Raw genomic sequence first — 25,254 nt, forward strand, 5'->3', positions numbered from 1 at the left:
CCCGGGCCATCTGCTCCTCGATCGTCTCGCGGCGGCGCCCCCACCGGCCGACCCTGCTCCCCACTCAGGTACGGAGCGACGGCGCGGACGGATCACCTCCGGTGGCGAATTTCTCGGCCGGTTTTTCGAACCGTCCGGTCCGGACGCGCGTGTAGCGCCTGACGCAACGACGAATGCCCATGCGTTGACAGTCCTTGCAACATTCTCGTAACCTTGCCGCAAAATTTCAGCGCGGGCTGCAAGAAGCCAGCACTGAGACAGGCTCCACTCCCCCGCATCCCCCGCACCCCCGCAGGAGTCCTGATGCATCGACGCCGATTCCGCGCCGCGGCGCTCGCCCTGGGCCTGGCCGCCAGCCTGCTCGTCCCGATCACGGCGGCGGCTCCCCCGGCCACCGCCGCCACCCCGGGCGCCAAGAAGGTCATCGTCCAGCTCTTCGAGTGGAACTGGACGTCGGTGGCCACCGAGTGCACCAGCACACTGGGCCCGAAGGGCTACGGCTACGTGCAGGTGTCCCCGCCCCAGGAGCACGTCAACAGCAGCCCGTGGTGGGTGTCGTACCAGCCGGTCAGCTACCGGATCGAGTCCCGCAAGGGCACGCGCGCGCAGTTCCAGTCCATGGTGAACACGTGCCACGCGGCGGGCGTGAAGGTGATCGTCGACGCCGTGGTCAACCACATGTCCGGGCAGGAGAACGGCGGCACCGGGTGGGCCGGCTCGTCGTACGGCCACTACAACTATCCCGGCATCTACTCGGCGCAGGACTTCCACTACTGCGGGCGCAACGGCAACAACGACATCGCCAACTACAACGACCGGTACGAGGTGCAGAACTGCGAGCTGGTCAACCTCGCCGACCTCAAGACCGAGTCGGAGTACGTGCGCGGCCGGCTCGCCGCGTACCTCAACGACCTGCTCTCCCTCGGCGTCGACGGGTTCCGCCTGGACGGCAGCAAGCACATGCCGGCCGCCGACATCGCCGCGATCAAGGCCAAGCTGAACCGCAGCGCGTACCTGGTGCAGGAGGTCATCTACGGCGCGGGCGAGCCGATCCAGCCGACCGAGTACACCGGCAACGGTGACGTGCACGAGTTCCGGTACGGCAAGGACCTGGCCCGGATGTTCAACAACGAGCGGCTGGCGTACCTGAAGAACTTCGGTGAGTCCTGGGGCTACCTGTCGAGCGCGAAGGCGGTGGTCTTCACCGACAACCACGACACCCAGCGCGAGGGCGGCGTGCTCACCTACCGCGACCGCGGCACGTACGCGCTGGCCAACGCGTTCATGCTGGCGTGGCCGTACGGCACCCCGGCGGTGATGTCGAGCTTCACCTACAGCGGCCGGGACCAGGGCCCGCCCGCCGACGGCAGCAACCGGATCACCAACGTCACCTGCTACTCGGGCTGGGAGTGCGAGCACCGCTGGCCGGTCATCGCCAACATGGTCGGCTTCCGCAACGCCACCGAGGGCGCCGGGGTCTCCAACTGGTACGACAACGGCTACCAGCACATCGCGTTCAGCCGTACCGGCAAGGGCTACCTGACGATCAACGACGAGGGCAGCGCGGTGAACGGCCGCTCGTACTACACCGGGCTGCCGGCCGGCCGCTACTGCGACGTCGTCCACGGCACGTTCAGCAACGGCTCGTGCAGCGGTCCGGTGATCACGGTGGACTCGTCCGGCTGGTTCGCCGCGAACGTCCCCGCGCACGACGCGATCGCCATCCACATCGGCGCGAAGCTCAGCTGAGCCACCCGGGCCGCGAAGCCCCCGTACCCGTAGTACCGGGTACGGGGGCTTCCGGTCGGTTACAGTCAGTTTCGTGCTGTTCGACCGGTTTGCCGCGCGCCGACCTCCCGGCTGGCTGATCGCCGCGCTCGCCGTACCGCTGCTGCTCGTCACCGCGCTGCTGGTCGGCCGCGCGCTCACCGTCACGCCCGCGCGGCCGTCAACGCCGGTCGTCGCCGCGCCCACGAGCACGACCGCCGCGCCGAGCCCGTCGCCGTACGAGTCGGTGCCGCCCGCCGCGCGCCCGCCGGACGACCTGCCGGTGATCACCTACGACCCGGCGCCGCGCGGCTTCCCGCCCGACCCGGATCCGGCCGACACCCGCCAGCTCGGCGAAGGGCTGCGCCCGAACCGCAACGTGGCCGCGTACGACGCGCCGGGCGGCCGTCCGCTGGCCTTCCTCGCGCCGACCATCAACGGCGCACGGCTCACCGTGCCGATCGTCGAACGCCGCTCCGGCTGGACCGCCGTGCTGCTCCCGTCGGCCAACCGCACCACCGCCTGGCTGCCCTCGGGCGGCTGGACCACGGTGGCGCTGCGCGACCAGATCGTGGTGGAACGGCGCACCCACCGCCTCACCTGGAGCCGGGACGGGCGCGCGATGCGCACCTGGCCGGTCAGCCTCGGCATGTCCGGGCAGCTCACCCCGCTGGGCCGCACGTTCGTGCTGGGCCGCACCCCGCCTCCGGAGGCCGTCTACGGCGGCGTCGACATCTTCGCCCTCGGCGCGATCCCGGACGACCCGGAGGCGGTGCCGACCGGGCTGCGCGGCGCGCACATCGGACTGCACAGCTGGCACAACGACGACACGCTCGGCAAGAACGTCACGAACGGCTGCATCCGGCTGACGCGCAGCGCCCAGCGCCTGCTGCTGACCGAGGTCGAGCCGGGCACCGCCTTCGTCGTGGTGGACCGCCTGCCCTGACCGGGCTCAGCCCAGCAGCCAGCCGTTGGCCTCGGCCACCCGCACCGCGTCGGCCCGGTTGCGGGCGCCGGTCTTGCCGATGGCTGCGGAAAGATGATTGCGTACGGTCCCCTCGGACAGGTGCAACGTCGCCGCCAGCTCGGCCACCGTGCCGCCGCCGCGCGCCGTACGCAGCACCTCGGTCTCCCGCTCGGTGAGCGGGCTCGGCCCGGTGGCGAGCGTCTCGGCGGCGAGCGCCGGGTCGACCACCCGCAGCCCGGCGTGCACCCGGCGGACCGCGTCGGCGAGCTGCCGGGCCGGGGTGTCCTTGACCACGAAGCCGTTCGCACCCGCCTCCATCGCCCGGCGGAGGTAGCCGGGACGCCCGAACGTGGTCACCACGAGCACCCGGCAGGACGGCAGCGCGGCCCGCAGCGCGGCGGTGGCGGCCACCCCGTCCAGGCCCGGCATCTCCACGTCGAGCAGCGCCACGTCCGGGCCGGTGCGCAGCGCCTCCGGCACCACCTCGTCGCCGCGGCTCACCTCGGCCACCACAGTCAGGTCCGGCTCCAGCGACAGCAGCGCTGCGAGCGCGCCCCGGACTAGCGCCTGGTCGTCGGCGAGCAGCAGCCTGATCGGCTCGGTCACGGGCGCGTCCCTCCGTCCGGATCCGCCGCGGGCACCGTCACCCGGAGCAGGAAGCCACGCCCGTCGTCCGGCCGCGCCACCGTCACCGTCACCGTCGCGTCCAGCCGCCGGGCCCGCTCCCGCAGCCCGGCCAGCCCGTGCCCGGCCGGGCCATGCTGGTCCGCCGGGCCCCGGCCGTCGTCGCGTACCTCCACCGCCGACGGTTCCACCCGGATGACGCAGTGGCGGGCGCCGCTGTGCCGCACCACGTTCGTCACCCCCTCGCGGACCGCCCAGCCGAACAGCTCGTCGCGGTCCGCCGGCAGCGGCGGCACCGACTCCGGCAGCTCCGCGACGACGCCCGCGGCGGTCAGCGCCGACCGCGCGCCGGCCAGTTCGGAGGCCAGATCCACCCCGCGGTACGCCCCGACGGTGCTCCGCACGTCCGCCAGCGCCTCCCGGGCCAGCCGCTCGATGTCGGCGACCTCGGGGGCGGCGCGGGCCGGGTCCAGCTCCAGCAGCCGGCCGGCCAGTTCGGCCTTGACCGCCACCACGGTGAGCGAGTGCCCGAGGATGTCGTGCAGGTCCCGGGCGGCGCGGGCGCGTTCCTCGGCCACCGCCAGTCGGCGGATCTCCTGCTGCGCGGCCTGGAGTTCGCCGTTGCGCTGGGCCAGCCGGCTCACCCCGAACATCGCGAACGAGGCGAGCAGCACCGCGAAGACGAGCGTGCTCTCGTGCTCCCAGCCGGGCACCAGACGCGCGGTCACCGGCGGCGCCGCCGCGGCCAGCACCACCACGACCAGCGCCTCTGCCGACGGCAGCAGGAACACTGCGGCTGCCCCGACGAAGACCAGTGTGGTCAGCCAGTCGCCGCCGGTGCCGGGGATCCCGGCCAGCCCGAGCGCGAGCAGCACGGCGATCAGCAGCCGGGCCCGGCCGGGCGGCACCGGCCGATGGCGCTGCCGTCGGCCCCGGGCCCATTCGAAGATCAGCACGTACGCCACGGCGATGGCGACGAGCGCGGCGATCCCGACCAGCCGCCGCCACAGTTGGGGCTGGTGCAGTGCGGTGCCGAGCGGGATGTTGAGGAAGAACAGCCAGACCGCCGCCAGCAGCCAGCCGGTGAACCGCCAGTGGCGGTTCACCGGCCGGGCCGGACCGGGCGGCGACGTCACGCCGACCACGCTAGACCCCGCTCAGACACGGGTGGTGTCCCGGCGGAACAGCCGGGCCGCGCCGAGGCCGAAGAACACGGTCCAGGCGGTCACGTTCGCCACCGCCGCCCAGTCCACCCCGGTGCCGGTCAGCGGCGCGCGGGCGAGCTGACCGACCCCGTACACCGGGGTGAACTTGGCGATCTGCCGCATCACGTCGGGCAGCAGCTCCAGCGGGACGAACAGGCCGCCCAGCATGGCCAGGATCGCCAGCGCCGGGCCCACGAACTGCATGACGTTCTCGGCCGGGGCGAGGTAGCCGACGAACAGCCCGAACGCGGCGAACACGAGCGCGCCGACCCAGGCGGTCAGGCCGGACTCGACCCAGACGTGGGCCGGCAGCCGGACTCCGGAGGCCGCGCCGACGGCGAACTCCACGAGTACGCCGAGCAGGCCGAGCACCATCGCGGTGGCCACCTTCGTCGCCACGTACGCGGCCGGGCGCAGCGGAGTGAGCCGCAGTTGCCGGCTCCAGCCCAGCGCGCGTTCGGTGGCGACGGCCGCGCCGGCGCTGGTGGTGGCGACCATGGCCGCGTACACGGCCAGGCTGATCATGATCCAGCCGGTGACCGGCAGCCCGTTGTCCAGGTTCTCCCCGCGCGTGGGCAGCCCGAACAGCAGGAAGAACACGGCCGGCATGACCAGGATGAACAGCAGCGTACGGCGGTTGCGCAGCACCCGGCGTATCTCGATGGCGAGCACCGGCGCGCAGAACCCGCCGAGCATTGGCGGCCGGCGGTCGACGGCGCGGGTGGTGGTGGACGAGGTCGTGGCGGTCATGGCGAGGCTCCCCGGTTCAGGCGGTCAGGGTGAGGAAGGCGTCCTCGAGGTTGCGTGAGGTGATCTCCACGTCCCGGGCGTCCGTGCGGGTCAGCAGGTGCCGGGCGACCACATCGGAGTCCCCGGTGTGCACGAGGACCGCGTCGCCGCGTACCTCGACCGAGCGGACGCCCGGCAGCGCGGCGAGCGCGGCCTGGTCGGCGCCGGGCTGCGTCGCCCGCACCACCCGCCCGGCGGCCAGGTTCTTGATCTCGGCGGTGGTGCCGTCGGCGACCACGCGGCCCTGGCGGATCAGCACGATCCGGTCCGCGTACGCGTCGGCTTCGTCCAGGTAGTGGGTGGCGAACAGGACGGTCCGGCCGGAGCGGGCGTCGGCCCGGATCGCCTGCCAGAAGTCGCGCCGGCCCTCGACGTCCATGCCGGTGGTCGGCTCGTCCAGCACCATCAGGTCCGGGTCGGGCAGCAACGCGAGCGCGAACCGCAGGCGCTGCTGCTGACCGCCCGAGCACTTGCCCACCGCCCGGTCGGCGATCCCGGCGATGCCGGCGCGCTCCAGCACCTCCGCCACCGGCCGGGTGTGGCCGTAGAAGTGCGCGGTCATCCGTACCGTCTCGGCGACGGTGAGGTCCTTGAGCAGGCCGCCGGTCTGCATCACGGCGGCGACCCGGCCGTGCCGGACGGCGTCGGCCGGCTCGCCGCCGAAGAGGCGGACGGTGCCGGCGTCCGGGCGGGCCAGCCCGAGCAGCATGTCGACGGTGGTGGTCTTGCCGGCGCCGTTGGGGCCGAGGAACGCCACCACCTCACCGGGGGCGATCCGCAGGTCGAGCCCGTCGACGGCGGTCACCGGGCCGAAGGTCTTGGTGAGTCCGGCCAGGTCCACGGCCGGTGCGGAATCGGTCATGTCCCGATGCTCCGGCGTGCGGTGTCCGGTTCCCCGGAGCGGCAGTCACCTTCCGGCCGTGACATTTGTCAGGCGGTCACGCCGCCGACGCCGGACGCTCTGGGGCCGATCAGGCCGTCGCGCCGCCGTCGATCGCGATCGACGCGCCGGTGATGTGCCGTCCGCCGGCGCCCACCAGGTGACTGACAGTCGCCGCAACGTCGTCCGGGGTCGCGTACCGGCCGAGGGCGATGTGCGACCGCTGCCCGTCCGCGCCCGCGCTGTCCGCCGGGTTCATGTCGGTGTCGGTCGAGCCGGGCAGGATCAGGTTGACGGTGATCCCACGCGGACCGAGTTCGCGGGCGAGCGCCCGGGTCAGCCCGTTCACGGCGCTCTTGGTCATCGCGTACGCGCTCACCCCCGGTGCCGGGACGCGGCTGGCGAAGCTGCTGCCGATGTTGACGATCCGTCCACCGGTGCCCATGTGGGGTACCGCCGCCTGGGTGGCGAGGTAGACCCCGCGTACGTTCACCGCGATCGCCCGGTCCAGCGCGTCGAGGCTGACCGACTCGATCGGCCCACCCGCGAACACGCCGGCGTTGTTGACCAGGATGTCCAGCCGCCCCAACTCGGCGACGGTCCGGTCCACTGCACCGATCACGGCCGTCGCGTCGGCGCTGTCCGCGTTGATCGCCAGGCCGGTCCGCCCGTACGCCTCGATCTCGGCCACCACGGACTTCGCGCTGTCCTGCGCGGTGCGGTAGGTGAACGCGACGTGGATGCCGTCCTCGGCCAGCCGGCGCGCGACGGCGGCGCCGATACCCCGGCTCCCGCCCGTCACCAGGGCGACCCTGTCGGCAAGTCTGACCGTCATGTCGTCATCCTGACAGTCGACTCAGGACGCTGATCATCCGGGTCAGCCGTCAATTCCTGTCCGGCCGGTCAGGCAGGATTGCCGGCACCCAGTCCGGGTACGCGCGGGCCGTCCAGCGGCGAAACGGGGAGGCGGACATGAGCGCACCGACGGGACGGGTCGACACGATCGTGCTCATCCACGGGCTCTGGATGACCTCGCGGAGCTGGGAGCACTGGGCGCAGCGGTACTCAGCGCGCGGCTTCCAGGTGCTCACGCCCGCCTGGCCCGGGATGGACCGCGAGGTGGAGGAGCTGCGGGCCGACCCGGCCCCGATCGCCGCGCAGCGCATCGCCGACATCGCCGACCACTACGCGGCGATCATCAGGGACCTGCCGCGCCCGCCGATCATCATGGGCCACTCGTTCGGCGGCCTGATCGCCCAGTTGCTGGCGGACCGCCGCCTCGGCGCCGCGGTGGTCGCCGTGCACCCCGCGCCGGTACGGGGTGTGCTCAAGCTGCCGCCCAGCACGCTTCGCTCCGGGTATTCGATCCTGCACAACCCGGCCAACCGGCACCGCGCCGTGCCGTTCACGCCGGAGGACTTCCGGTACGCCTTCGGCAACACCATCAGCCAGCAGGAGTCCGACGCCGCCTGGGAGCGGTACGCCGTACCGGGCGCCGGGCACGTGCTGTTCGAGGCCGCGTTCGCCAACCTGGACCCGAACTCCGCCACCGAGATCGACAAGAAGCGCAGCGACCGCGCCCCGCTGCTGATCACCGCGGGCGGCGAGGACCACGTGGTGCCCGCGACCTTGGCCAGCTCGATCGCCAACCTCTACCGGAGTTCGACGGCGCTCACCGGCTACCGGGAGTTCCCCGGCCGGTCGCACTTCGTCGGCGGCGAACCGGGCTGGGAGGAGGAGGCGGACTACGCGCTGGAGTGGGCGGTCGAGGCGGCGAACGAGTATTCCCCGACAGTGGTCGCCGAGGCCCCGCGACGGCGTTGACCCACGGAGATATCAAGATCAGCAAAAATTGATATCATCACCTCGTTTCGAGTGCTCGGACGAGGAGGCGCACGTGTCCCGGACCATCCTTGACGTCGACGACGACCTCCTGGCCGAGGCCGCCGAGATCCTCGGCACCGGCACCAAGAAGGCCACCGTCAACGCGGCGCTGCAGGAAGTGGTCAACCGGGAGAAGCGCCGGGAGTTCGCCGACTGGCTCAAGAGCGGCGGCCTGCCGGACCTCACCGACCCGCAGCAGGCGTCGAAGCCCGAAGCGGCATGACGCGGGAGCGCTACCTTCTCGACAAGTCGGCGCTGGCCAGATGGCCGAAGCCCGCCGTGGCACCCATCCTGGACGAGTTGTCCGAGCGCGGCCTGCTGGCGGTCTGCGGGGCGGTCGAGATCGAGGTGGTGCACAGCGCCCGCTCGGCCAAGGACGCGCAGCGCGCTCGATGGCTGCTTCGCGGCTTCGACTGGCTCGCCATGCCGGACGACATCTGGGATCGTGCGATCGACGTCCAGGTGCAGGCGCTGCACAAGGGCAACCACCGCGCGCTTTCGATGGCCGACCTGCTGATCGCCGCCACCGCCGAACGGCATGGCGCAACAGTCCTGCACTACGACGGTGACTTCGACCTGATCACCGCGATCACCGGCCAGCCGACGACGTGGGTCGTCCCGGCCGGAAAGGCCGACTGACCGACTACGGTCCTCATTCCCAGGAGTCGGAGATGTCGAGGACCTCGAGGTCGGGCGGGGCCGCCGCCGCTACCGTCCCGACGTCCCGTGTGACCAGGTAGCACCGGTAGAGCACGGCGGTGGCGATCGCGTGGGCCACGTCGAGCGGCACCTTGCGGCTCGCCGCGATCCGGGCCACCCGCCGGCTGGTCGGACCGTCGTATACCGCGATCCGGATGTCCCGGTCCGTGTCGAGGAGCAGGTCGAGCAGATCGGCGGCCGGAGTACCCGCTACCTGAAGCTGCGCCTGCCCCAGGCAGAGCGCCGGGATCCACACCTCCTGCTCGGGATCCTCCTGCGCGAGGGTCAGCAGCGCACCCGGCTCGACGCTGTCCCCAGCGGCGTACGCGAGCAGTGCGGACGTGTCCAGGACGAGCCCGTTCACGCGGCAGCCGCCCCGTCACCGTCCCCGAACTGGCGTAGCCACTCCATGTTCCGATCGTGTTGCTCGTCGGTGATCGGCGGCTGTTGTGCCAGCCTCCGGCGAGCCCGCTCGACGTCCTCGTCGGTCACCACATAGCCGTGCTCAGCCCATCGGGCACGCAGACCGTCCGCTCGCATCTTCCGCCGGAGCACGTCGGCGATGAAGCCGGACGTCGTGCCCTGCGACCGCTCGACGTACTCGGCCACGTCGTCGGGCAGGCTGATCGTGATGCGCCGCGTCATACTCTCACCATAGCTCATGCATACTCCGCTTTCGGTGCGGCACGCGGTGCCGGTCGAGCGGGTGCTCATCGCGGCCGGAACCGCCGGGAGCACTCACCGTCGTGTCCGGGCCGGAGCAGACACCGCTGCCCGCCGGACAGCAACAGGTCACAGAACACCCAGTGGCGGACGTTCTGGTCGTCCTCCGCCGAGACCGTGGTGCCGCCGGGCTCGGTCTGCGGCAGGACGTGCGACCAGTGCGCCACCACCCGGGCCAGCCGCTGAGCGGAGAGCAGGTCGTTGACGACGACCGGCAGGTGGATCACCCAGCGCTCGGTCACCTGTCGCACCCCCGTTCGTTGCGGGCCCGGGCCTGCTCCGACTGCCAGCGACGCAGCGCGTTCTTGATCCGGTCGGTCTCCCGGCGGCTCTGCGCCAACGCGTCGTAAACGGTGGCCAGGTCACCGGCGACGCGGTCGAGGAACTCCCGCACCTCCTGCGGGTCGAGCCCACGCCGGCCCAGCTGGGTCGTCCGGAAGCTCCGCTCACGGACCTGCCACGGACGCAAGGGCTGATAGGTGGACGAGCGGTAGCAGGTCGATCCGAGGACCGACCGCCGGCGACGCCGGACACGCCGGAGGAAGACGCGCATGACAGAACCTGCCCCTCACCGTCGAGATCGAACCGTGGAAGGGCGGGCCCACCGGCCCGCCCCGCACCGGCGGACCCACCCCGGCACCTGCCACCGCAGCCTTCGACCAGCAGTACGTCAGCAGGGCACAACGCGTGGCCCAGGTCGACACCCGATGACCCAGCCGATCCGGCCACTCACTCATCGTGCAGTGGACCGCCCCCTTTGCGCAACTCCCGATTCGGGATGATGTCATTGCGAAGCTCGTCCGCTTCCGCCACACTGACCGGCATGACTGGAAGCCCGACCGTCCGACGTCGACGCCTGGCCGCTGCCCTCCGTCGCCTCCGTGAGCAGACCGGCATGACCGCCGACCAGGCCGCCAAGGAGGTGGGGATCTCGAAGTCGGCGATCAGCCGCATCGAGAACGCCCAGGTGTCCGTCATGCCGCCGGTCGCCCGTGGACTTCTTGAGCTGTACGGGGTGGAAGGCGACGAGGTGGACGCACTCGTCCAGGTCGCCCGCGATGCCCGCAAGCGCGGCTGGTGGCAGGCGTACGACGACGTGCTGCCGGACTGGTTCGAGGTCTACGTCGGGCTGGAGGCCGAGGCGGCCGAGATCCGCACCTTCCAGCCGCAACTGATTCCGGGTCTACTCCAGACCGCCGACTACGCCCGCGCGGTCATCCGCGCCGAGCACCCGGACGCCCCGACCGACGAGGTGGACCGGCGGGTCGAGTTGCGCATGCGCCGTCAGGACACCGAAACTCCGCCGAAGCTCTGGGTGGTGCTGGACGAAGCCGCACTACGGCGCCCGGTCGGCGGCGCGGAGCTGTTCGCGGCGCAGTTGCGGCGACTGGCCGAGGAGGCGGACCGGCCCGGCCGCACCATCCAGATCCTGACCTTCGGCGCGGGCGAGTACGGGTCGATGGGCAGCGCCTTCAGCGTGCTGACCTTCCCCGAGCCGGCCGATCCGGGGGTCGTCTACGTCGAGACCCGCGCGGGTAGCCTCTATCTCGAAGGCCAACAGGTGAGGGAGTACAGCCGCGTCTTCGAGCACCTGGTCGCCACGGCGGCCGGCGCCCGGGAGTCGCGCGACCTCATCCTGGGGGCGATCGACGAGCTATGAGAGGACGGCGCGGGTGGAAGAGGCCAACCAGGCGACGATGACCTGGCGCAAGAGCACCCGTAGCAACGGTTCCGGCGACTGCGTCGAGGTCGCCGACAACCTGCCCGGCGTGGTCGGGCTACGCGACAGCAAGGACCCGCGAGGTCCTATCCTCGCCTTCGACCCGGCAGCCTGGTCGACCTTCGTCGCGGGCGTCAAGCACGAGACGTTCCGGAACTGAACGCGGCAGGCATCGCCTGCGCACCCTGACCCTACGATCCAATGCCCGAAGCCTCCGTGCTTCGTAGCTTCGCCAGGGCGCGCAGGTACTCGTCCTCTACAATCCGGTCGAACGCTGCTGGCTGCGCCCCCGCGTGCACGACCTTCCGCGTAAGCCGCGCCTGCTCCCAGAACCTCAAGCCGATCTCGGTGGCGAAGATGTCAGCCGCCAGCAGTCCTCGCAACTGGCTCTCAGGCATCCCGCCCAGTTGCCAGGTCGTGGCCCAGAAGTTGAGGATCAGATTGATGTAGGCCCGCTGCCTCCGCCGTTCAGGGGCAGGGTCCTGGGTCAGCGACCCCCAGCACTCCATCAGCACGGCATCATCTATGGCCATCTTCAGCAACAAGGCATGCTGGTCACGTTGCGCGTATTCCAATGCGATGCGGGCCTGCCTGTTTTGACTGATGGTGGTGGCGACCACACCCACGAGAGCCAGCGCGGACAGAAGCATGGAGACCGAGCCGTAGGCTTGGCCGATATTCGCCAAGCGCTCCCAGTCGGTACTCGGATCGAAGGCGTAGTCGATCAGGGGCGGGGAGAGCAGCAGCGCAAGCCCTCCCAAGAAGACCAACAACGCCCAGACGGCTACGCCGCGAACACTCCTCATCTACGCAAGGCTAGTTCTCCCATCAAAGTTGATCAATCGAACGCGCCGCCACCTGGCACCCCGATCCTCCTGGCTCTGCACCCACCGCAGAACCGGCACGCCGTGCGGCAGGTTCTGGTGTGCGGGTGGGTCCGCCGGGTATGACGGAAACATGAGGGCGAGTTTCCGTCTGGGTCGGATCGCCGGCGTACCGGTCGGCGTCAACTGGAGTGTCCTGGTCATCTTCGTGCTGATCGCGTGGGCGCTGTCGGCGAGCCTGTTCCCCGCCTCGTACCCCGGTCACTCCCCCGTCGCCTACTTCGCGGCCGGCCTGGCCGCCGCCGTGGTCTTCTTCGTTGGTCTGCTCGCCCACGAGGTGGCGCACGCGGTCGTCGCCAAGCGCAACGGCATCGAGGTCGAGGGCATCACGCTCTGGCTGTTCGGCGGTGTCGCCGAGCTGAAGGGCGAGGCGAAGGACCCGGGCGCCGAGCTGCGGATCGCCGGGGTCGGGCCGCTGGTCAGCCTGATCATCGGCGTGTTCTTCGCGGCGATCGCGGTGGCGGTGGCCGCCGCGGGCGGGCACGGGCTGCTGCTCGGCGCGCTGGCCTGGCTGGCGGGCATCAACGTACTGCTGGCGATCTTCAACGTGCTGCCGGCCGCCCCGCTGGACGGCGGGCGGCTGCTGCGCGCGGCGGTGTGGAAGTTCACCGGCGACCGAACCAAGGCGTCGGTGGTGGCGGCCCGCGCGGGCTGGGTGCTCGGCGTCGTGCTGATCGGGCTCGGGCTGTGGCGGTTCTTCACCGGCGCGGGGTTCGGCGGGTTGTGGCTGGCGCTGATCGGCTGGTTCCTGCTCGGTGCCGCCGGCCAGGAGGAACGCGCCGCCCGGATGGGCGACGCGCTGCGCGGCATCCGGGTCGGCGACGTGATGACGCCGCAGCCGCAGACCGCGTCCGGCGACCTCACAGTGGCCGACTTCGTCGACCACTACCTTTTCGCGTACCGGCACTCCGCGCTCCCACTGACCGTCGACGGCAGGCCGGTCGGTCTGGTCACGCTCGATCGGGTACGCGGCATCGCGGCGGACCGCCGTGCGTCGACCACGCTGGCCGAGGTGTCCTGCCGGGCCGACGAGCTGGTGCTCGCCCGCCCGGACGAGCAGCTCACCGACCTGCTGCCCCGGCTCAACGAGTGCACCGACGGCCGCGCCCTCGTGGTGGTCGACAACCAGCTTGTCGGCATCGTCTCACCCAGCGACATCAGCCGCGCGGTGCAGCGCGGCAGCCTGCGCCAGCAGATGCCGGCCGGACGCTGAGTCAGTCCCGGGGGAAGTAACGGTCCATCTCGGCGGTGCGGAACTTCCCCTTCGGGTCGAACTCGCGCAGCGGCGCGGCGAAGTCGGCGTGGCGGGGGTACGCGGCGGCGGGATCGCGCTCGAACAGCTTGCCCCAGTGCGGGCGCGGCGCGAACGGGGCGAGCCGTTCCTCCACCTCGGCCAGCACCGGCGCGACAGCGACCGGATCGCCGATCCAGGTGAAGTGCAGCGCCAGCGAGTCGCGCCGGAAGTTCGGGCTCAGCCACAGCTCGTCGGCGGCGACCGTACGCAGCTCGCAGATCTGGAGCACGGCGGCGATGCGGTCGGCGACCGGGTCGAGCGCGGCGAGCGCCGCCGTCGCGTCGGCCCGGGCCACGTGCCACTCCGACTGCAGCTCGTCGCCGCTACTGGGGGTGAAGCCGAGCCGGAAGTGCGGCAGCCGCTCGTGCCACGGCCCCGGCTCGCCGAGCTGAGCGGTGCAGTGCTCCGGCGACATGCCGGGCACCGGGTGCCGGGGCGAGTCGGCGGCCACCGTGTCCAGCCAGTCGGCGGGCGGCGGGGCCTCGTCGGCGTACTGCTTCACCCACACCTGGTCGAAGCGCTCCGAGCGCCACGAGGTGAAGACGCTGACGCTGTACGCGGCGTCGAGCGCCTCGTCCAGGGCGGCGCGGGGCAGGCCCAGACGGACGTGCTGCCGGATCTCGTACGTGGGCACCACGTCGAGCGTGAGCCGGGTGACCACGCCCGGCGCGCCCAGGTTGACCACCAGCCCGGCGAACCGTGGGTCGGTCCGGTCGACGGTGATCAGATCGCCGTCGGCGGTGACGAGTTCCAGCGCGGCGACGGCGGCGGCCAGGTTGCGGTTCCGCGCGCCGGAGCCGTGGGTGGCGGTGGCGACCGAGCCGGCCACCGAGATGTGCGGCAGCGACGCGAGGTTCGCCAGCGCGTACCCCTGGGCCTGGAGCGCGGTGGCCAGGTCGCCGTAGCGGACGCCGGCCGCGACGGTGACGGCGCCGCGGTCGGGGTCGAGCGCGACGGCGGGCGGCAGGCCGTCCAGCGCGATCTGGGTGCCGGTGGTGTCGCCGAGCCGGTTGAACGAGTGGCCGGTGCCGACGGCCCGGACCAGGTCGGCCTCCGCGACCAGCCGCCGCAGTTCGTCGGTCGAGGTCGGCCGCGATCGGGTACGCGCCGACCAGCTGACGTTTCCGGCCCAGTTCGTGTCCGTCATGCGCGCCATCATCCGCCATCATGCGCCGACAGGGTTGCCCCGGCCACTCGGCGGGAATCCTGGCGGGATGAGCAGCTACCGCGACCCGAGCCTCCGCGGCGACGTGTACCCGTCGGAGGAGGAGATCGACCCGACCGGCGTGGACCCCGACGCTGCGGAGATGCCGCCCGCCGGTGTGGGACCCGCCGGTGTGGGTGTGACGCCCGCCGCGACCGCCCCGGTTCCGGGGCCCACGCCGGAGCCCGAGCCCGCGCCGGTGCCCCACCCGGGGCCGCCGCCGCGCCAGGGGGCGGGCCGGTCGATCGTGACCCGGCACCTGGACGGCTCCGTCGAGGTGGTCACGGATCTGGACGGCGACGGTGTGGCCGACGTGGTGCAGATCGACCTGGACGGCGACGGCGTACCCGACGTGACGTACCTGGACAGCGACCGCGACGGCCGCCTCGACACGGTCCGCCGCGCCACAACAAGCTGACCCGCCCGCCGCCCACGCGACTCGGCGACGATCTTGGAGTTCTGGCGTCCACACCGCCGTTGATCATGCGGTTGCCGCCCCGACAAGAGCCGTAAATCCGGCACCGGAAGGGCCGCAACCGCAAGATCGCGGGGTTTGTGGGGGGCGGCGCGGGAGTGCCTCCCGTAACGCGAGATTGTTGTTCCGCAAGGTGGGACCGCTGGAGATCTTGGTACGAAAGGGCCCCTATAGGGGCCCTTTCGTACCAAGATCTCCAGCGGTCCCACCTTGCGGAACAACAATCTCGCGTTACGGGAGGCACTCCCGCGCCGCCCCCCACAAACCCCGCGATCTTGCGGTTGCGGCCCTTCCGGTGCCGGATTTACGGCTCTTGTCGGGGCGGCAACCGCATGATCAACGGCGGTGTGGACGCCAGAACTCCAAGATCGTCGCCGAGTCGCGTGGGCGGCGGGCGGGTCAGCTTGTTGTGGCGCGGCGGACCGTGTCGAGGCGGCCGTCGCGGTCGCTGTCCAGGTACGTCACGTCGGGTACGCCGTCGCCGTCCAGGTCGATCTGCACCACGTCGGCCACACCGTCGCCGTCCAGATCCGTGACCACCTCGACGGAGCCGTCCAGGTGCCGGGTCACGATCGACCGGCCCGCCCCCTGGCGCGGCGGCGGCCCCGGGTGGGGCACCGGCGCGGGCTCGGGCTCCGGCGTGGGCCCCGGAACCGGGGCGGTCGCGGCGGGCGTCACACCCACACCGGCGGGTCCCACACCGGCGGGCGGCATCTCCGCAGCGTCGGGGTCCACGCCGGTCGGGTCGATCTCCTCCTCCGACGGGTACACGTCGCCGCGGAGGCTCGGGTCGCGGTAGCTGCTCATCCCGCCAGGATTCCCGCCGAGTGGCCGGGGCAACCCTGTCGGCGCATGATGGCGGATGATGGCGCGCATGACGGACACGAACTGGGCCGGAAACGTCAGCTGGTCGGCGCGTACCCGATCGCGGCCGACCTCGACCGACGAACTGCGGCGGCTGGTCGCGGAGGCCGACCTGGTCCGGGCCGTCGGCACCGGCCACTCGTTCAACCGGCTCGGCGACACCACCGGCACCCAGATCGCGCTGGACGGCCTGCCGCCCGCCGTCGCGCTCGACCCCGACCGCGGCGCCGTCACCGTCGCGGCCGGCGTCCGCTACGGCGACCTGGCCACCGCGCTCCAGGCCCAGGGGTACGCGCTGGCGAACCTCGCGTCGCTGCCGCACATCTCGGTGGCCGGCTCGGTCGCCACCGCCACCCACGGCTCCGGCGCGCGGAACCGCAACCTGGCCGCCGCCGTCGCCGCGCTGGAACTCGTCACCGCCGACGGCGATCTGATCACCGTCGACCGGACCGACCCACGGTTCGCCGGGCTGGTGGTCAACCTGGGCGCGCCGGGCGTGGTCACCCGGCTCACGCTCGACGTGGTGCCCACGTACGAGATCCGGCAGCACGTCCGTCTGGGCCTGCCCCGCGCCGCCCTGGACGAGGCGCTCGACGCCGCGTACAGCGTCAGCGTCTTCACCTCGTGGCGCTCGGAGCGCTTCGACCAGGTGTGGGTGAAGCAGTACGCCGACGAGGCCCCGCCGCCCGCCGACTGGCTGGACACGGTGGCCGCCGACTCGCCCCGGCACCCGGTGCCCGGCATGTCGCCGGAGCACTGCACCGCTCAGCTCGGCGAGCCGGGGCCGTGGCACGAGCGGCTGCCGCACTTCCGGCTCGGCTTCACCCCCAGTAGCGGCGACGAGCTGCAGTCGGAGTGGCACGTGGCCCGGGCCGACGCGACGGCGGCGCTCGCCGCGCTCGACCCGGTCGCCGACCGCATCGCCGCCGTGCTCCAGATCTGCGAGCTGCGTACGGTCGCCGCCGACGAGCTGTGGCTGAGCCCGAACTTCCGGCGCGACTCGCTGGCGCTGCACTTCACCTGGATCGGCGATCCGGTCGCTGTCGCGCCGGTGCTGGCCGAGGTGGAGGAACGGCTCGCCCCGTTCGCGCCGCGCCCGCACTGGGGCAAGCTGTTCGAGCGCGATCCCGCCGCCGCGTACCCCCGCCACGCCGACTTCGCCGCGCCGCTGCGCGAGTTCGACCCGAAGGGGAAGTTCCGCACCGCCGAGATGGACCGTTACTTCCCCCGGGACTGACTCAGCGTCCGGCCGGCATCTGCTGGCGCAGGCTGCCGCGCTGCACCGCGCGGCTGATGTCGCTGGGTGAGACGATGCCGACAAGCTGGTTGTCGACCACCACGAGGGCGCGGCCGTCGGTGCACTCGTTGAGCCGGGGCAGCAGGTCGGTGAGCTGCTCGTCCGGGCGGGCGAGCACCAGCTCGTCGGCCCGGCAGGACACCTCGGCCAGCGTGGTCGACGCACGGCGGTCCGCCGCGATGCCGCGTACCCGATCGAGCGTGACCAGACCGACCGGCCTGCCGTCGACGGTCAGTGGGAGCGCGGAGTGCCGGTACGCGAAAAGGTAGTGGTCGACGAAGTCGGCCACTGTGAGGTCGCCGGACGCGGTCTGCGGCTGCGGCGTCATCACGTCGCCGACCCGGATGCCGCGCAGCGCGTCGCCCATCCGGGCGGCGCGTTCCTCCTGGCCGGCGGCACCGAGCAGGAACCAGCCGATCAGCGCCAGCCACAACCCGCCGAACCCCGCGCCGGTGAAGAACCGCCACAGCCCGAGCCCGATCAGCACGACGCCGAGCACCCAGCCCGCGCGGGCCGCCACCACCGACGCCTTGGTTCGGTCGCCGGTGAACTTCCACACCGCCGCGCGCAGCAGCCGCCCGCCGTCCAGCGGGGCGGCCGGCAGCACGTTGAAGATCGCCAGCAGTACGTTGATGCCCGCCAGCCAGGCCAGCGCGCCGAGCAGCAGCCCGTGCCCGCCCGCGGCGGCCACCGCCACCGCGATCGCCGCGAAGAACACGCCGATGATCAGGCTGACCAGCGGCCCGACCCCGGCGATCCGCAGCTCGGCGCCCGGGTCCTTCGCCTCGCCCTTCAGCTCGGCGACACCGCCGAACAGCCAGAGCGTGATGCCCTCGACCTCGATGCCGTTGCGCTTGGCGACGACCGCGTGCGCCACCTCGTGGGCGAGCAGACCAACGAAGAAGACCACGGCGGCGGCCAGGCCGGCCGCGAAGTAGGCGACGGGGGAGTGACCGGGGTACGAGGCGGGGAACAGGCTCGCCGACAGCGCCCACGCGATCAGCACGAAGATGACCAGGACACTCCAGTTGACGCCGACCGGTACGCCGGCGATCCGACCCAGACGGAAACTCGCCCTCATGTTTCCGTCATACCCGGCGGACCCACCCGCACACCAGAACCTGCCGCACGGCGTGCCGGTTCTGCGGTGGGTGCAGAGCCAGGAGGATCGGGGTGCCAGGTGGCGGCGCGTTCGATTGATCAACTTTGATGGGAGAACTAGCCTTGCGTAGATGAGGAGTGTTCGCGGCGTAGCCGTCTGGGCGTTGTTGGTCTTCTTGGGAGGGCTTGCGCTGCTGCTCTCCCCGCCCCTGATCGACTACGCCTTCGATCCGAGTACCGACTGGGAGCGCTTGGCGAATATCGGCCAAGCCTACGGCTCGGTCTCCATGCTTCTGTCCGCGCTGGCTCTCGTGGGTGTGGTCGCCACCACCATCAGTCAAAACAGGCAGGCCCGCATCGCATTGGAATACGCGCAACGTGACCAGCATGCCTTGTTGCTGAAGATGGCCATAGATGATGCCGTGCTGATGGAGTGCTGGGGGTCGCTGACCCAGGACCCTGCCCCTGAACGGCGGAGGCAGCGGGCCTACATCAATCTGATCCTCAACTTCTGGGCCACGACCTGGCAACTGGGCGGGATGCCTGAGAGCCAGTTGCGAGGACTGCTGGCGGCTGACATCTTCGCCACCGAGATCGGCTTGAGGTTCTGGGAGCAGGCGCGGCTTACGCGGAAGGTCGTGCACGCGGGGGCGCAGCCAGCAGCGTTCGACCGGATTGTAGAGGACGAGTACCTGCGCGCCCTGGCGAAGCTACGAAGCACGGAGGCTTCGGGCATTGGATCGTAGGGTCAGGGTGCGCAGGCGATGCCTGCCGCGTTCAGTTCCGGAACGTCTCGTGCTTGACGCCCGCGACGAAGGTCGACCAGGCTGCCGGGTCGAAGGCGAGGATAGGACCTCGCGGGTCCTTGCTGTCGCGTAGCCCGACCACGCCGGGCAGGTTGTCGGCGACCTCGACGCAGTCGCCGGAACCGTTGCTACGGGTGCTCTTGCGCCAGGTCATCGTCGCCTGGTTGGCCTCTTCCACCCGCGCCGTCCTCTCATAGCTCGTCGATCGCCCCCAGGATGAGGTCGCGCGACTCCCGGGCGCCGGCCGCCGTGGCGACCAGGTGCTCGAAGACGCGGCTGTACTCCCTCACCTGTTGGCCTTCGAGATAGAGGCTACCCGCGCGGGTCTCGACGTAGACGACCCCCGGATCGGCCGGCTCGGGGAAGGTCAGCACGCTGAAGGCGCTGCCCATCGACCCGTACTCGCCCGCGCCGAAGGTCAGGATCTGGATGGTGCGGCCGGGCCGGTCCGCCTCCTCGGCCAGTCGCCGCAACTGCGCCGCGAACAGCTCCGCGCCGCCGACCGGGCGCCGTAGTGCGGCTTCGTCCAGCACCACCCAGAGCTTCGGCGGAGTTTCGGTGTCCTGACGGCGCATGCGCAACTCGACCCGCCGGTCCACCTCGTCGGTCGGGGCGTCCGGGTGCTCGGCGCGGATGACCGCGCGGGCGTAGTCGGCGGTCTGGAGTAGACCCGGAATCAGTTGCGGCTGGAAGGTGCGGATCTCGGCCGCCTCGGCCTCCAGCCCGACGTAGACCTCGAACCAGTCCGGCAGCACGTCGTCGTACGCCTGCCACCAGCCGCGCTTGCGGGCATCGCGGGCGACCTGGACGAGTGCGTCCACCTCGTCGCCTTCCACCCCGTACAGCTCAAGAAGTCCACGGGCGACCGGCGGCATGACGGACACCTGGGCGTTCTCGATGCGGCTGATCGCCGACTTCGAGATCCCCACCTCCTTGGCGGCCTGGTCGGCGGTCATGCCGGTCTGCTCACGGAGGCGACGGAGGGCAGCGGCCAGGCGTCGACGTCGGACGGTCGGGCTTCCAGTCATGCCGGTCAGTGTGGCGGAAGCGGACGAGCTTCGCAATGACATCATCCCGAATCGGGAGTTGCGCAAAGGGGGCGGTCCACTGCACGATGAGTGAGTGGCCGGATCGGCTGGGTCATCGGGTGTCGACCTGGGCCACGCGTTGTGCCCTGCTGACGTACTGCTGGTCGAAGGCTGCGGTGGCAGGTGCCGGGGTGGGTCCGCCGGTGCGGGGCGGGCCGGTGGGCCCGCCCTTCCACGGTTCGATCTCGACGGTGAGGGGCAGGTTCTGTCATGCGCGTCTTCCTCCGGCGTGTCCGGCGTCGCCGGCGGTCGGTCCTCGGATCGACCTGCTACCGCTCGTCCACCTATCAGCCCTTGCGTCCGTGGCAGGTCCGTGAGCGGAGCTTCCGGACGACCCAGCTGGGCCGGCGTGGGCTCGACCCGCAGGAGGTGCGGGAGTTCCTCGACCGCGTCGCCGGTGACCTGGCCACCGTTTACGACGCGTTGGCGCAGAGCCGCCGGGAGACCGACCGGATCAAGAACGCGCTGCGTCGCTGGCAGTCGGAGCAGGCCCGGGCCCGCAACGAACGGGGGTGCGACAGGTGACCGAGCGCTGGGTGATCCACCTGCCGGTCGTCGTCAACGACCTGCTCTCCGCTCAGCGGCTGGCCCGGGTGGTGGCGCACTGGTCGCACGTCCTGCCGCAGACCGAGCCCGGCGGCACCACGGTCTCGGCGGAGGACGACCAGAACGTCCGCCACTGGGTGTTCTGTGACCTGTTGCTGTCCGGCGGGCAGCGGTGTCTGCTCCGGCCCGGACACGACGGTGAGTGCTCCCGGCGGTTCCGGCCGCGATGAGCACCCGCTCGACCGGCACCGCGTGCCGCACCGAAAGCGGAGTATGCATGAGCTATGGTGAGAGTATGACGCGGCGCATCACGATCAGCCTGCCCGACGACGTGGCCGAGTACGTCGAGCGGTCGCAGGGCACGACGTCCGGCTTCATCGCCGACGTGCTCCGGCGGAAGATGCGAGCGGACGGTCTGCGTGCCCGATGGGCTGAGCACGGCTATGTGGTGACCGACGAGGACGTCGAGCGGGCTCGCCGGAGGCTGGCACAACAGCCGCCGATCACCGACGAGCAACACGATCGGAACATGGAGTGGCTACGCCAGTTCGGGGACGGTGACGGGGCGGCTGCCGCGTGAACGGGCTCGTCCTGGACACGTCCGCACTGCTCGCGTACGCCGCTGGGGACAGCGTCGAGCCGGGTGCGCTGCTGACCCTCGCGCAGGAGGATCCCGAGCAGGAGGTGTGGATCCCGGCGCTCTGCCTGGGGCAGGCGCAGCTTCAGGTAGCGGGTACTCCGGCCGCCGATCTGCTCGACCTGCTCCTCGACACGGACCGGGACATCCGGATCGCGGTATACGACGGTCCGACCAGCCGGCGGGTGGCCCGGATCGCGGCGAGCCGCAAGGTGCCGCTCGACGTGGCCCACGCGATCGCCACCGCCGTGCTCTACCGGTGCTACCTGGTCACACGGGACGTCGGGACGGTAGCGGCGGCGGCCCCGCCCGACCTCGAGGTCCTCGACATCTCCGACTCCTGGGAATGAGGACCGTAGTCGGTCAGTCGGCCTTTCCGGCCGGGACGACCCACGTCGTCGGCTGGCCGGTGATCGCGGTGATCAGGTCGAAGTCACCGTCGTAGTGCAGGACTGTTGCGCCATGCCGTTCGGCGGTGGCGGCGATCAGCAGGTCGGCCATCGAAAGCGCGCGGTGGTTGCCCTTGTGCAGCGCCTGCACCTGGACGTCGATCGCACGATCCCAGATGTCGTCCGGCATGGCGAGCCAGTCGAAGCCGCGAAGCAGCCATCGAGCGCGCTGCGCGTCCTTGGCCGAGCGGGCGCTGTGCACCACCTCGATCTCGACCGCCCCGCAGACCGCCAGCAGGCCGCGCTCGGACAACTCGTCCAGGATGGGTGCCACGGCGGGCTTCGGCCATCTGGCCAGCGCCGACTTGTCGAGAAGGTAGCGCTCCCGCGTCATGCCGCTTCGGGCTTCGACGCCTGCTGCGGGTCGGTGAGGTCCGGCAGGCCGCCGCTCTTGAGCCAGTCGGCGAACTCCCGGCGCTTCTCCCGGTTGACCACTTCCTGCAGCGCCGCGTTGACGGTGGCCTTCTTGGTGCCGGTGCCGAGGATCTCGGCGGCCTCGGCCAGGAGGTCGTCGTCGACGTCAAGGATGGTCCGGGACACGTGCGCCTCCTCGTCCGAGCACTCGAAACGAGGTGATGATATCAATTTTTGCTGATCTTGATATCTCCGTGGGTCAACGCCGTCGCGGGGCCTCGGCGACCACTGTCGGGGAATACTCGTTCGCCGCCTCGACCGCCCACTCCAGCGCGTAGTCCGCCTCCTCCTCCCAGCCCGGTTCGCCGCCGACGAAGTGCGACCGGCCGGGGAACTCCCGGTAGCCGGTGAGCGCCGTCGAACTCCGGTAGAGGTTGGCGATCGAGCTGGCCAAGGTCGCGGGCACCACGTGGTCCTCGCCGCCCGCGGTGATCAGCAGCGGGGCGCGGTCGCTGCGCTTCTTGTCGATCTCGGTGGCGGAGTTCGGGTCCAGGTTGGCGAACGCGGCCTCGAACAGCACGTGCCCGGCGCCCGGTACGGCGTACCGCTCCCAGGCGGCGTCGGACTCCTGCTGGCTGATGGTGTTGCCGAAGGCGTACCGGAAGTCCTCCGGCGTGAACGGCACGGCGCGGTGCCGGTTGGCCGGGTTGTGCAGGATCGAATACCCGGAGCGAAGCGTGCTGGGCGGCAGCTTGAGCACACCCCGTACCGGCGCGGGGTGCACGGCGACCACCGCGGCGCCGAGGCGGCGGTCCGCCAGCAACTGGGCGATCAGGCCGCCGAACGAGTGGCCCATGATGATCGGCGGGCGCGGCAGGTCCCTGATGATCGCCGCGTAGTGGTCGGCGATGTCGGCGATGCGCTGCGCGGCGATCGGGGCCGGGTCGGCCCGCAGCTCCTCCACCTCGCGGTCCATCCCGGGCCAGGCGGGCGTGAGCACCTGGAAGCCGCGCGCTGAGTACCGCTGCGCCCAGTGCTCCCAGCTCCGCGAGGTCATCCAGAGCCCGTGGATGAGCACGATCGTGTCGACCCGTCCCGTCGGTGCGCTCATGTCCGCCTCCCCGTTTCGCCGCTGGACGGCCCGCGCGTACCCGGACTGGGTGCCGGCAATCCTGCCTGACCGGCCGGACAGGAATTGACGGCTGACCCGGATGATCAGCGTCCTGAGTCGACTGTCAGGATGACGACATGACGGTCAGACTTGCCGACAGGGTCGCCCTGGTGACGGGCGGGAGCCGGGGTATCGGCGCCGCCGTCGCGCGCCGGCTGGCCGAGGACGGCATCCACGTCGCGTTCACCTACCGCACCGCGCAGGACAGCGCGAAGTCCGTGGTGGCCGAGATCGAGGCGTACGGGCGGACCGGCCTGGCGATCAACGCGGACAGCGCCGACGCGACGGCCGTGATCGGTGCAGTGGACCGGACCGTCGCCGAGTTGGGGCGGCTGGACATCCTGGTCAACAACGCCGGCGTGTTCGCGGGTGGGCCGATCGAGTCGGTCAGCCTCGACGCGCTGGACCGGGCGATCGCGGTGAACGTACGCGGGGTCTACCTCGCCACCCAGGCGGCGGTACCCCACATGGGCACCGGTGGACGGATCGTCAACATCGGCAGCAGCTTCGCCAGCCGCGTCCCGGCACCGGGGGTGAGCGCGTACGCGATGACCAAGAGCGCCGTGAACGGGCTGACCCGGGCGCTCGCCCGCGAACTCGGTCCGCGTGGGATCACCGTCAACCTGATCCTGCCCGGCTCGACCGACACCGACATGAACCCGGCGGACAGCGCGGGCGCGGACGGGCAGCGGTCGCACATCGCCCTCGGCCGGTACGCGACCCCGGACGACGTTGCGGCGACTGTCAGTCACCTGGTGGGCGCCGGCGGACGGCACATCACCGGCGCGTCGATCGCGATCGACGGCGGCGCGACGGCCTGATCGGCCCCAGAGCGTCCGGCGTCGGCGGCGTGACCGCCTGACAAATGTCACGGCCGGAAGGTGACTGCCGCTCCGGGGAACCGGACACCGCACGCCGGAGCATCGGGACATGACCGATTCCGCACCGGCCGTGGACCTGGCCGGACTCACCAAGACCTTCGGCCCGGTGACCGCCGTCGACGGGCTCGACCTGCGGATCGCCCCCGGTGAGGTGGTGGCGTTCCTCGGCCCCAACGGCGCCGGCAAGACCACCACCGTCGACATGCTGCTCGGGCTGGCCCGCCCGGACGCCGGCACCGTCCGCCTCTTCGGCGGCGAGCCGGCCGACGCCGTCCGGCACGGCCGGGTCGCCGCCGTGATGCAGACCGGCGGCCTGCTCAAGGACCTCACCGTCGCCGAGACGGTACGGATGACCGCGCACTTCTACGGCCACACCCGGCCGGTGGCGGAGGTGCTGGAGCGCGCCGGCATCGCCGGGATCGCCGACCGGGCGGTGGGCAAGTGCTCGGGCGGTCAGCAGCAGCGCCTGCGGTTCGCGCTCGCGTTGCTGCCCGACCCGGACCTGATGGTGCTGGACGAGCCGACCACCGGCATGGACGTCGAGGGCCGGCGCGACTTCTGGCAGGCGATCCGGGCCGACGCCCGCTCCGGCCGGACCGTCCTGTTCGCCACCCACTACCTGGACGAAGCCGACGCGTACGCGGACCGGATCGTGCTGATCCGCCAGGGCCGCGTGGTCGCCGACGGCACCACCGCCGAGATCAAGAACCTGGCCGCCGGGCGGGTGGTGCGGGCGACGCAGCCCGGCGCCGACCAGGCCGCGCTCGCCGCGCTGCCGGGCGTCCGCTCGGTCGAGGTACGCGGCGACGCGGTCCTCGTGCACACCGGGGACTCCGATGTGGTCGCCCGGCACCTGCTGACCCGCACGGACGCCCGGGACGTGGAGATCACCTCACGCAACCTCGAGGACGCCTTCCTCACCCTGACCGCCTGAACCGGGGAGCC

At 71.5% G+C, this 25,254-nt stretch carries 35 protein-coding genes; 17 read left to right on the forward strand and 18 right to left on the reverse strand.

Annotated elements, in window-relative coordinates; genetic code table 11:
• Nucleotides 1–303: 303 nt before the first annotated feature.
• Entirely contained in the window at nt 304–1,749 is a 1,446-nt protein-coding gene (locus BAW75_RS06975; RefSeq protein ID WP_104113010.1) for an alpha-amylase, read from the forward strand.
• Nucleotides 1,750–1,822: 73 nt separating this feature from the next.
• Nucleotides 1,823–2,713: a L,D-transpeptidase gene (locus BAW75_RS06980; RefSeq protein ID WP_104113011.1), complete on the forward strand. Its 891-nt coding sequence runs from the start codon at nt 1,823–1,825 to the stop codon at nt 2,711–2,713.
• A 6-nt stretch (nt 2,714–2,719) separates the two neighbouring features.
• Here BAW75_RS06980 and BAW75_RS06985 read toward each other — a convergent pair whose 3' ends face one another.
• The 5 genes from BAW75_RS06985 to BAW75_RS07005 all read right to left on the reverse strand — a co-directional run bounded on the left by BAW75_RS06985 (nt 2,720) and on the right by BAW75_RS07005 (nt 7,067).
• The gene (locus tag BAW75_RS06985) at nt 2,720–3,340 is read right to left on the reverse strand and encodes a response regulator transcription factor (protein WP_043329150.1); all 621 of its coding nucleotides are present in this window, start codon (nt 3,338–3,340) and stop codon (nt 2,720–2,722) included.
• Nucleotides 3,337–4,494: a sensor histidine kinase gene (locus BAW75_RS06990; protein WP_146074808.1), complete on the reverse strand. Its 1,158-nt coding sequence runs from the start codon at nt 4,492–4,494 to the stop codon at nt 3,337–3,339. Before BAW75_RS06990 ends, BAW75_RS06985 begins: the two co-directional genes overlap by 4 nt.
• Nucleotides 4,495–4,515: 21 nt before the next feature.
• Nucleotides 4,516–5,313 carry an ABC transporter permease gene (locus tag BAW75_RS06995; protein WP_104113013.1) on the reverse strand — a complete coding sequence of 266 codons (798 nt, stop codon included), beginning with the start codon at nt 5,311–5,313 and terminating at the stop codon, nt 4,516–4,518.
• 16 nt (nt 5,314–5,329) lie between these two features.
• A complete protein-coding gene (locus BAW75_RS07000) occupies nt 5,330–6,214 on the reverse strand; it encodes an ABC transporter ATP-binding protein (protein WP_104113014.1) in 885 nt (294 codons plus the stop codon).
• A gap of 109 nt (nt 6,215–6,323) precedes the next feature.
• On the reverse strand, nt 6,324–7,067 hold the full coding sequence (locus BAW75_RS07005) for an SDR family NAD(P)-dependent oxidoreductase (protein WP_104113015.1): 744 nt from the start codon (nt 7,065–7,067) through the stop codon (nt 6,324–6,326).
• 137 nt (nt 7,068–7,204) lie between these two features.
• Here BAW75_RS07005 and BAW75_RS07010 point away from each other — a divergent pair, with 137 nt between their 5' ends.
• From BAW75_RS07010 to BAW75_RS07020, 3 genes are all read left to right on the forward strand, one after another.
• Nucleotides 7,205–8,056: an alpha/beta hydrolase gene (locus BAW75_RS07010; protein ID WP_104113016.1), complete on the forward strand. Its 852-nt coding sequence runs from the start codon at nt 7,205–7,207 to the stop codon at nt 8,054–8,056.
• A gap of 73 nt (nt 8,057–8,129) precedes the next feature.
• Nucleotides 8,130–8,339: a type II toxin-antitoxin system VapB family antitoxin gene (locus tag BAW75_RS07015; protein WP_043329142.1), complete on the forward strand. Its 210-nt coding sequence runs from the start codon at nt 8,130–8,132 to the stop codon at nt 8,337–8,339.
• A complete protein-coding gene (locus BAW75_RS07020; protein WP_104113017.1) occupies nt 8,336–8,755 on the forward strand; it encodes a PIN domain nuclease in 420 nt (139 codons plus the stop codon). Before BAW75_RS07015 ends, BAW75_RS07020 begins: the two co-directional genes overlap by 4 nt.
• Before the next feature lie 13 nt (nt 8,756–8,768).
• Here BAW75_RS07020 and BAW75_RS07025 read toward each other — a convergent pair whose 3' ends face one another.
• From BAW75_RS07025 to BAW75_RS07040, 4 genes are all read right to left on the reverse strand, one after another.
• Complete coding sequence (locus tag BAW75_RS07025; RefSeq protein ID WP_043329139.1) at nt 8,769–9,179, reverse strand: type II toxin-antitoxin system VapC family toxin; 411 nt, start codon at nt 9,177–9,179, stop codon at nt 8,769–8,771.
• Nucleotides 9,176–9,460, reverse strand: a complete 285-nt coding sequence (locus BAW75_RS07030) for a hypothetical protein (protein ID WP_121685563.1) — start codon at nt 9,458–9,460, stop codon at nt 9,176–9,178. The genes BAW75_RS07025 and BAW75_RS07030 overlap by 4 nt, the downstream gene beginning before the upstream one ends.
• Before the next feature lie 65 nt (nt 9,461–9,525).
• Nucleotides 9,526–9,780 carry a hypothetical protein gene (locus BAW75_RS07035; RefSeq protein WP_043329135.1) on the reverse strand — a complete coding sequence of 85 codons (255 nt, stop codon included), beginning with the start codon at nt 9,778–9,780 and terminating at the stop codon, nt 9,526–9,528.
• Nucleotides 9,777–10,091 (reverse strand): DivIVA domain-containing protein, encoded by a 315-nt coding sequence (locus BAW75_RS07040; RefSeq protein WP_104113018.1) that lies wholly within the window; start codon nt 10,089–10,091, stop codon nt 9,777–9,779. Before BAW75_RS07040 ends, BAW75_RS07035 begins: the two co-directional genes overlap by 4 nt.
• 270 nt (nt 10,092–10,361) lie before the next feature.
• On the opposite strand from BAW75_RS07040, the gene BAW75_RS07045 reads away from it, so the two are divergent.
• Nucleotides 10,362–11,198 (forward strand): helix-turn-helix domain-containing protein, encoded by an 837-nt coding sequence (locus BAW75_RS07045; protein ID WP_091421470.1) that lies wholly within the window; start codon nt 10,362–10,364, stop codon nt 11,196–11,198.
• Nucleotides 11,199–11,235: 37 nt separating this feature from the next.
• On the forward strand, nt 11,236–11,418 hold the full coding sequence (locus BAW75_RS07050) for a DUF397 domain-containing protein (protein ID WP_104113057.1): 183 nt from the start codon (nt 11,236–11,238) through the stop codon (nt 11,416–11,418).
• 31 nt (nt 11,419–11,449) lie between these two features.
• On the opposite strand, the gene BAW75_RS07055 is transcribed toward BAW75_RS07050, so the two are convergent.
• On the reverse strand, nt 11,450–12,064 hold the full coding sequence (locus BAW75_RS07055) for a DUF6082 family protein (protein WP_043329129.1): 615 nt from the start codon (nt 12,062–12,064) through the stop codon (nt 11,450–11,452).
• A gap of 151 nt (nt 12,065–12,215) precedes the next feature.
• Here BAW75_RS07055 and BAW75_RS07060 point away from each other — a divergent pair, with 151 nt between their 5' ends.
• The gene (locus BAW75_RS07060) at nt 12,216–13,355 is read left to right on the forward strand and encodes a site-2 protease family protein (protein WP_043329128.1); all 1,140 of its coding nucleotides are present in this window, start codon (nt 12,216–12,218) and stop codon (nt 13,353–13,355) included.
• Between the two features lies 1 nt (nt 13,356).
• Here BAW75_RS07060 and BAW75_RS07065 read toward each other — a convergent pair whose 3' ends face one another.
• Complete coding sequence (locus BAW75_RS07065) at nt 13,357–14,583, reverse strand: FAD-binding protein (RefSeq protein ID WP_104113019.1); 1,227 nt, start codon at nt 14,581–14,583, stop codon at nt 13,357–13,359.
• A 67-nt stretch (nt 14,584–14,650) separates the two neighbouring features.
• Between BAW75_RS07065 and BAW75_RS07070 the strand changes: the two genes are divergently transcribed.
• Nucleotides 14,651–15,058, forward strand: coding sequence for a hypothetical protein (locus tag BAW75_RS07070; RefSeq protein WP_064448203.1), 408 nt, complete (start codon nt 14,651–14,653; stop codon nt 15,056–15,058).
• A 456-nt stretch (nt 15,059–15,514) separates the two neighbouring features.
• Here BAW75_RS07070 and BAW75_RS07075 read toward each other — a convergent pair whose 3' ends face one another.
• The gene (locus BAW75_RS07075) at nt 15,515–15,922 is read right to left on the reverse strand and encodes a hypothetical protein (protein ID WP_064448203.1); all 408 of its coding nucleotides are present in this window, start codon (nt 15,920–15,922) and stop codon (nt 15,515–15,517) included.
• Nucleotides 15,923–15,989: 67 nt separating this feature from the next.
• Between BAW75_RS07075 and BAW75_RS07080 the strand changes: the two genes are divergently transcribed.
• A complete protein-coding gene (locus BAW75_RS07080) occupies nt 15,990–17,216 on the forward strand; it encodes an FAD-binding protein (RefSeq protein WP_104113019.1) in 1,227 nt (408 codons plus the stop codon).
• Between the two features lies 1 nt (nt 17,217).
• On the opposite strand, the gene BAW75_RS07085 is transcribed toward BAW75_RS07080, so the two are convergent.
• The gene (locus tag BAW75_RS07085; protein ID WP_043329128.1) at nt 17,218–18,357 is read right to left on the reverse strand and encodes a site-2 protease family protein; all 1,140 of its coding nucleotides are present in this window, start codon (nt 18,355–18,357) and stop codon (nt 17,218–17,220) included.
• A 151-nt stretch (nt 18,358–18,508) separates the two neighbouring features.
• Between BAW75_RS07085 and BAW75_RS07090 the strand changes: the two genes are divergently transcribed.
• Entirely contained in the window at nt 18,509–19,123 is a 615-nt protein-coding gene (locus BAW75_RS07090) for a DUF6082 family protein (RefSeq protein WP_043329129.1), read from the forward strand.
• A 31-nt stretch (nt 19,124–19,154) separates the two neighbouring features.
• Here BAW75_RS07090 and BAW75_RS07095 read toward each other — a convergent pair whose 3' ends face one another.
• Together BAW75_RS07095 and BAW75_RS07100 are read right to left on the reverse strand one after the other, a co-directional pair.
• On the reverse strand, nt 19,155–19,337 hold the full coding sequence (locus BAW75_RS07095) for a DUF397 domain-containing protein (RefSeq protein WP_104113057.1): 183 nt from the start codon (nt 19,335–19,337) through the stop codon (nt 19,155–19,157).
• 37 nt (nt 19,338–19,374) lie between these two features.
• Nucleotides 19,375–20,211, reverse strand: a complete 837-nt coding sequence (locus BAW75_RS07100) for a helix-turn-helix domain-containing protein (RefSeq protein WP_091421470.1) — start codon at nt 20,209–20,211, stop codon at nt 19,375–19,377.
• 270 nt (nt 20,212–20,481) lie between these two features.
• Here BAW75_RS07100 and BAW75_RS07105 point away from each other — a divergent pair, with 270 nt between their 5' ends.
• The 4 genes from BAW75_RS07105 to BAW75_RS07120 all read left to right on the forward strand — a co-directional run bounded on the left by BAW75_RS07105 (nt 20,482) and on the right by BAW75_RS07120 (nt 21,804).
• Nucleotides 20,482–20,796 carry a DivIVA domain-containing protein gene (locus BAW75_RS07105; protein WP_104113018.1) on the forward strand — a complete coding sequence of 105 codons (315 nt, stop codon included), beginning with the start codon at nt 20,482–20,484 and terminating at the stop codon, nt 20,794–20,796.
• Nucleotides 20,793–21,047: a hypothetical protein gene (locus BAW75_RS07110; protein ID WP_043329135.1), complete on the forward strand. Its 255-nt coding sequence runs from the start codon at nt 20,793–20,795 to the stop codon at nt 21,045–21,047. Before BAW75_RS07105 ends, BAW75_RS07110 begins: the two co-directional genes overlap by 4 nt.
• Before the next feature lie 65 nt (nt 21,048–21,112).
• Nucleotides 21,113–21,397 (forward strand): hypothetical protein, encoded by a 285-nt coding sequence (locus BAW75_RS07115; RefSeq protein ID WP_121685563.1) that lies wholly within the window; start codon nt 21,113–21,115, stop codon nt 21,395–21,397.
• Nucleotides 21,394–21,804: a type II toxin-antitoxin system VapC family toxin gene (locus BAW75_RS07120; protein ID WP_043329139.1), complete on the forward strand. Its 411-nt coding sequence runs from the start codon at nt 21,394–21,396 to the stop codon at nt 21,802–21,804. Before BAW75_RS07115 ends, BAW75_RS07120 begins: the two co-directional genes overlap by 4 nt.
• Before the next feature lie 13 nt (nt 21,805–21,817).
• On the opposite strand, the gene BAW75_RS07125 is transcribed toward BAW75_RS07120, so the two are convergent.
• The 3 genes from BAW75_RS07125 to BAW75_RS07135 form a co-directional block, all read right to left on the reverse strand.
• Nucleotides 21,818–22,237 carry a PIN domain nuclease gene (locus BAW75_RS07125; protein ID WP_104113017.1) on the reverse strand — a complete coding sequence of 140 codons (420 nt, stop codon included), beginning with the start codon at nt 22,235–22,237 and terminating at the stop codon, nt 21,818–21,820.
• Complete coding sequence (locus tag BAW75_RS07130; protein ID WP_043329142.1) at nt 22,234–22,443, reverse strand: type II toxin-antitoxin system VapB family antitoxin; 210 nt, start codon at nt 22,441–22,443, stop codon at nt 22,234–22,236. The genes BAW75_RS07125 and BAW75_RS07130 overlap by 4 nt, the downstream gene beginning before the upstream one ends.
• 73 nt (nt 22,444–22,516) lie before the next feature.
• Nucleotides 22,517–23,368 carry an alpha/beta hydrolase gene (locus tag BAW75_RS07135; RefSeq protein ID WP_104113016.1) on the reverse strand — a complete coding sequence of 284 codons (852 nt, stop codon included), beginning with the start codon at nt 23,366–23,368 and terminating at the stop codon, nt 22,517–22,519.
• Nucleotides 23,369–23,505: 137 nt separating this feature from the next.
• Here BAW75_RS07135 and BAW75_RS07140 point away from each other — a divergent pair, with 137 nt between their 5' ends.
• Nucleotides 23,506–24,249 (forward strand): SDR family NAD(P)-dependent oxidoreductase, encoded by a 744-nt coding sequence (locus BAW75_RS07140; RefSeq protein WP_104113015.1) that lies wholly within the window; start codon nt 23,506–23,508, stop codon nt 24,247–24,249.
• 109 nt (nt 24,250–24,358) lie between these two features.
• Nucleotides 24,359–25,243 (forward strand): ABC transporter ATP-binding protein, encoded by an 885-nt coding sequence (locus BAW75_RS07145; RefSeq protein WP_104113014.1) that lies wholly within the window; start codon nt 24,359–24,361, stop codon nt 25,241–25,243.
• Nucleotides 25,244–25,254: the final 11 nt, after the last annotated feature.

Source organism: Micromonospora chalcea, from assembly GCF_002926165.1.
Lineage (GTDB): Bacteria > Actinomycetota > Actinomycetes > Mycobacteriales > Micromonosporaceae > Micromonospora > Micromonospora chalcea.